General features: G+C 35.8%; 6 protein-coding genes. All 6 read left to right on the top strand.

The features are described from left to right. Positions 1 to 2,101: TonB-dependent receptor plug domain-containing protein (locus K6D58_RS04805; RefSeq protein WP_296828183.1), on the top strand; the 2,101-nt coding region annotated here is incomplete at its 5' end. 166 nt (positions 2,102 to 2,267) lie between these two features. Then, positions 2,268 to 2,906: a MotA/TolQ/ExbB proton channel family protein gene (locus tag K6D58_RS04800; protein ID WP_296828181.1), complete on the top strand. Its 639-nt coding sequence runs from the start codon at positions 2,268 to 2,270 to the stop codon at positions 2,904 to 2,906. A 15-nt stretch (positions 2,907 to 2,921) separates the two neighbouring features. Then, the gene (locus K6D58_RS04795; RefSeq protein WP_296828179.1) at positions 2,922 to 3,329 is read left to right on the top strand and encodes an ExbD/TolR family protein; all 408 of its coding nucleotides are present in this window, start codon (positions 2,922 to 2,924) and stop codon (positions 3,327 to 3,329) included. A gap of 2 nt (positions 3,330 to 3,331) precedes the next feature. Further along, entirely contained in the window at positions 3,332 to 3,733 is a 402-nt protein-coding gene (locus K6D58_RS04790) for an ExbD/TolR family protein (RefSeq protein ID WP_296828178.1), read from the top strand. Between the two features lies 1 nt (position 3,734). Beyond that, entirely contained in the window at positions 3,735 to 4,337 is a 603-nt protein-coding gene (locus K6D58_RS04785; protein WP_296828176.1) for an energy transducer TonB, read from the top strand. Positions 4,338 to 4,406: 69 nt separating this feature from the next. Next, a partial coding sequence (locus K6D58_RS04780) for a hypothetical protein (protein ID WP_296828174.1) occupies positions 4,407 to 4,761 on the top strand: 355 nt, incomplete at its 3' end.

The raw sequence follows: 4,761 nt of genomic DNA, 5'->3' as shown, positions 1-4,761 counted from the left end.
TATGGCTTCTGTAAGAACTTTGCCTGGAGTTTCTTTTAGTGGTATTGTTGGAGATCAGCCTTCAATTCGTGGTGGTGAACCAAGGGAAATGGTTTGTCTTCTTGACGGTATGTATACAATCTTTCCATGGCACTGGGGTGGCACATTTTCGATTTTTAATCCTTCCATGATTGATACCATCAAGTTGTCAAATGGTGTTTTTTCTGCAAGGTATGGAAGGGCTTCTTCAGGACTTCTTGAAGCAACAACAATTACACCAGATTATGAAAACTTTCATTTAGATGCTTCTGTTTCTACTACCTGTGCAGATATTTTTGCTCAGGTTCCTTTTGGACTTAACAGAGGTGGAATGCTTTTAGGTACACACCTTACTTACCTGGATCCTTTTGTCTGGCTTATTGATGCCTGTGGAAGTGATGCCCTTGATATGATTGACAGAGCTCCTTACATCAGGGATGCATTCTTAAAAGTTAATCTTACTCCTGTACCTGAACTTGATATCGCCCTTACAGGATTTTTTGGTAGTGACGGTATAGGTTACGATATGGAAGCAGAGGACGAAGGAATTACTTCCAATGTAAAACTTGATTATGACATTTATCAGGCAATGGCAGGTATAAATGTTAAATATCTTCTTAGTGATAATTCTTTTATAAACGGAATTATTTCCTATAACAGGATGTATGAAGATCTTGACGTAAGTCAGAAAGATACCGGTGATGTTTACTACACTGATGATTTTATCAGTCAGTATTCTTCTGTATATCCAGGTGTTAGTGCAGGTGGATATTACACTTTGACTGATATGGAAAATTACAATGGAGAAAAAATTGACAGTCATCTTGTAACAGGAAAACTTGAAGGTCAGACTTTGATTTCTGAAAAGAATACACTTTGCTTTGGCGTAGAAGAAACTTTCTCAAGATCTGATTTTAAAAACACATTGGATGGCTGGGGTGATGTTGAAAGTAATCAGGGAATGGTTTTTAAGCATCTTAATTTTTCTACTGAGAGCAAGGGGACTGCTATCCTTGATAATGCACTTTATTGTACCTGGTCTTATGGAAATGAAAATGATTTTATTCAGTCAGAGCTTGGTATAAGAGGAGAATTCATTAACATCTGGAATAAAAAAGATGATTATGTTTTGAATTTTATTCCAGATATTTGTCCAAGGGCTTCCGTAACTGTTACACCATGGAGAAATACTTCTGCTTTTGAAAGACTTTCGTTTACTGCAGGTTCAGGATTTTTTGTTTCTGTTCCGGTAGACATAATGATGGTAAAGAAAGAAATGGGGCTTGAAGATTTTGATGTTCATGGAAACAGGGCTATCCTTAGCGTTCTTGGCGCTGAAGCTGTATTAAATAATGGATGGAAATTAAAACTTGAAACATATTACAGACATTATCTTTCCAGAATGTATTTCTATCAACAGAATGATGCTTCTTCTAGCAGTCAGGATATAGATGTTTTTGTAAAAGATAATGGAAAGGGACATGTTTTTGGAATTGATTCTATGATTGAAAAGAAAGCTGGAGAAAAGTGGGATGGTTATATTTCTTATTCTTTTGTTTATGCAAGGCTTAATAATCCTGCCAATATTCCTGATGGTGTTGATGCAAATGGTATTCATGAAAGTGTTCTTGATCAGTGGTTCTATCCTTCTTATCATCGCTTCCATACTATTAATCTTGTAAGTAACTGGCATTTTGGTAAGGGATGGACATTTACCCTTAAGGGAACACTTGCTACTGGTTGTCCAAAAGACAAGACTGGAGAAGTAAGCTGTTATGCTTCCCAGCTGGATGACGGAACTGTAATTCAGCGTTACAGCAGAAGTTCATTCTATAGTGATACTTTAAGAACTCAGATTTCATGTCCTGTGGATGTTAGAATTTCTAAGAGCTGGAAATCTGAAGATGAAAAGAAATCCTGGGAATTTTACTTTGCCCTTCAGGATGTATTTGTAAATTTCTATACTCCGGAAGGAGAAAAGTCATTTAACCAGTATACAGGAAAAATGAGCGATACTAAATCTTCTGCTGATTTTAGTATTGGTGTACCGCTTCCATCACTTGGTTTTAAGATGAAATTCTAATACGGGATAATTATAAAAAGTAATAATTAAAAAAAACATAATTAAAAAAGCACAATTAAAAAAACATAATTAAAAAAAAGTTAAAAAATCCAAAAAAAAAAGTGACACTTCTGCCCTGCAGGAGTGTCATATTATTGAACGCAAAATAAAATCATAGGAGTAAATCATGAACGAAGGATTTAGTTTAATCGAACTTTTTAATCTTGGAGGACCATTTATGTGGGTCCTTCTGGCATTTTCTGTAGCAACAATTGCTATCATTATTGAAAGATGTATTTATCTTGCCTGGCATAACTGCAAGGTTAAGCCTCTCTGTGAGAAAATCAATGCCCTTGTTAAAGCTGGAAAAATTTCTGACGCAGAAGATTATCTTGCATCCTGCTCTCATAAAGAAACAATTGCAAGTATTCTTCTTGCAGTTCTTAAAAATTCATCCCATGGTGAAAGCCGTATGGAAAGGGCAGCAGAAACTGAAGCACAGGAAAGACTTAGAAGAATGGAAAATGGATTTAATTACCTTACAGCCCTTTCTTCTCTTGCACCACTTACAGGATTTTTAGGAACAGTATCAGGAATGATTGGTGCCTTCCAGTCTATTGCAATGGCTACAGATGTTAATGCCCAGCTTGTTGCAGGTGGTATTTATGAAGCTTTGATTACAACAGTATTTGGTTTGATAATTGCCATTATCGCACTTGTTGCATATAACCTCTTGATTAAGAGAGTTGATGATTTTTCTGCAGAATCATCCAGGGCAATTAATGAAATGGTTTCTTTAATAATGGATGAAAAAGAATCGGCTTAAGGAAGGGGGACAAAGATGCTTAAAAGGTTTGTCCGCCATAAGCCGGAAGATGCTGGAAGTTCAGGTTCCCTTAATGACCTGTCTTTTTTGCTGATAATCTTTTTTATCGTAATTGCAGGTTTTAATGTTAATAAAGGTTTTCTGATGAGTCTTCCTTCAAAAGAAAAACCAAGGGTTGTAAATACATCAGAAATAATTAAATGCAATCTTGATAAAGATGGTAATCTTTTTACTGATGGAAAAATTGTAAGCGAAGTTGAACTTGAAAAAATCATAAAAGAAAAGGCTGGAGAAAATCCACAGATGACTTTTCTTTTATCGATTTCACCACAAGCTCCCTATCAGTTTGTTGTAAATGTAATTTCAATGATAAGGCAGCTTAAGGTAGAGAATTTTTCATTCAAGATGGAAGAAGGAGTATAGAAATGGTAAACATTAAACGTAAGAGAAGGTCACCATCTGTAACTACTTCTTCCATGTCGGATATCGGTTTTTTGCTTTTGATTTTTATCATGCTTATTTCTTTAATGAACCAGAGATTTGAAGAAAAAATCGATTATTCAGAAAGCCATATTATAGAAAGAACCCAGGCAGAGGACAACTTTGAAATCTGGATTCAAAAGGATGGAGTTATTTCTGCAGATGGTAATGTACTTGATCAGATTGGCCTTGAGCAGGCTATTGTAAAGGCAGTTACTGACAATCCTCAGGTAAGGATTCATATAATTGCAGATAAAAATACTCCTTATATGTATGTAAACAATGCTGTTTCTGTTCTTCAGCTTCTGCAGCATCGTGTCGTAAGTTTTGTAGTAAGGGAAAAGTAATATGAAAAGAGATCTTTCAGCTTTATATATAAAATATTCGCGGCCATTCTTTATTTTTGTAGTTCTTCTTCTTCACACAGCTGCAATATATGGAATTAATTTTAGAAATCATGTAGAAGAAGAAACTGAAGAAACTGCAGAAGCTACAGTATTTAAGCTTGTGGATATAATGGAAGCATTGCCTCCGCCTCCCGAGCCAGCTCCAGTTAAAGAAAAAATTGTTGAGGTAAGGGATCAGCCTGCAGCCTCTGAAAAAATCGTAGAAACTCAGGATAAGGTTCAGGTTATAAAGGAAGAGATAAATTATCTTCCCCAGCATAAGATTTCTGCAGTTCCTGTAATCCCTGGAAATGAAGTTTTGTCCAGGATTGTTTATCCTCCTATGGCATTAAAGCAGGGTATTGAAGCTGTTGTATATCTTGAGCTTTTAATAGACAGCAAGGGACAGATAAGAAATATAAATGTTTTGAAAGATCCTGGTTATGGTTTTGCCCAGGCTGCAATTGCGGCTTTAGACGGAATTTCCTGCATTCCTGCCAGCAGCAACGGTAAAAACTGTGCTGTCCGATACAGGTATCCGGTAAGATTCACCTTAAGAAAGTAAAAAAGACCGGCTTATAATTAAAAAGAGAAGAAAGTTTTAATCACAGGATTATGTGCTATAATTAAATATGTGAAAAAGAGTTTATCCATAAGCGCTTTAGTCCTTATTTTTCTCGCTGAATTAGCCGGTCTTCTGGGAATCCTTTACCTCAGGTCATCCATGGATTTTCAGTCTTCTCTTTTTAATTCCATGGTCGAAAATGTTTTTAAGGTAGAAAGCGATGTAGAACACCTGAAAAGCCTTCTTTACAAATATGAATATAATATGAGTCTGATTATGGACCCTTCTGATGAACGTAATTCAGACACCCTACGGGAACTTACAGAAACAGAGCTGGAAATAAGAAATCAGCTTATGGTACACGGGAATATTCTTAAAAACATGAAAAAGGGTTCAGAAAAGGAAGTCCTTTTTAGAAGTGTTA

This window comes from Treponema sp., from assembly GCF_024696245.1.
Lineage (GTDB): Bacteria > Spirochaetota > Spirochaetia > Treponematales > Treponemataceae > Treponema_D.
This window is presented reverse-complemented; position numbering and strand designations above follow the sequence as displayed.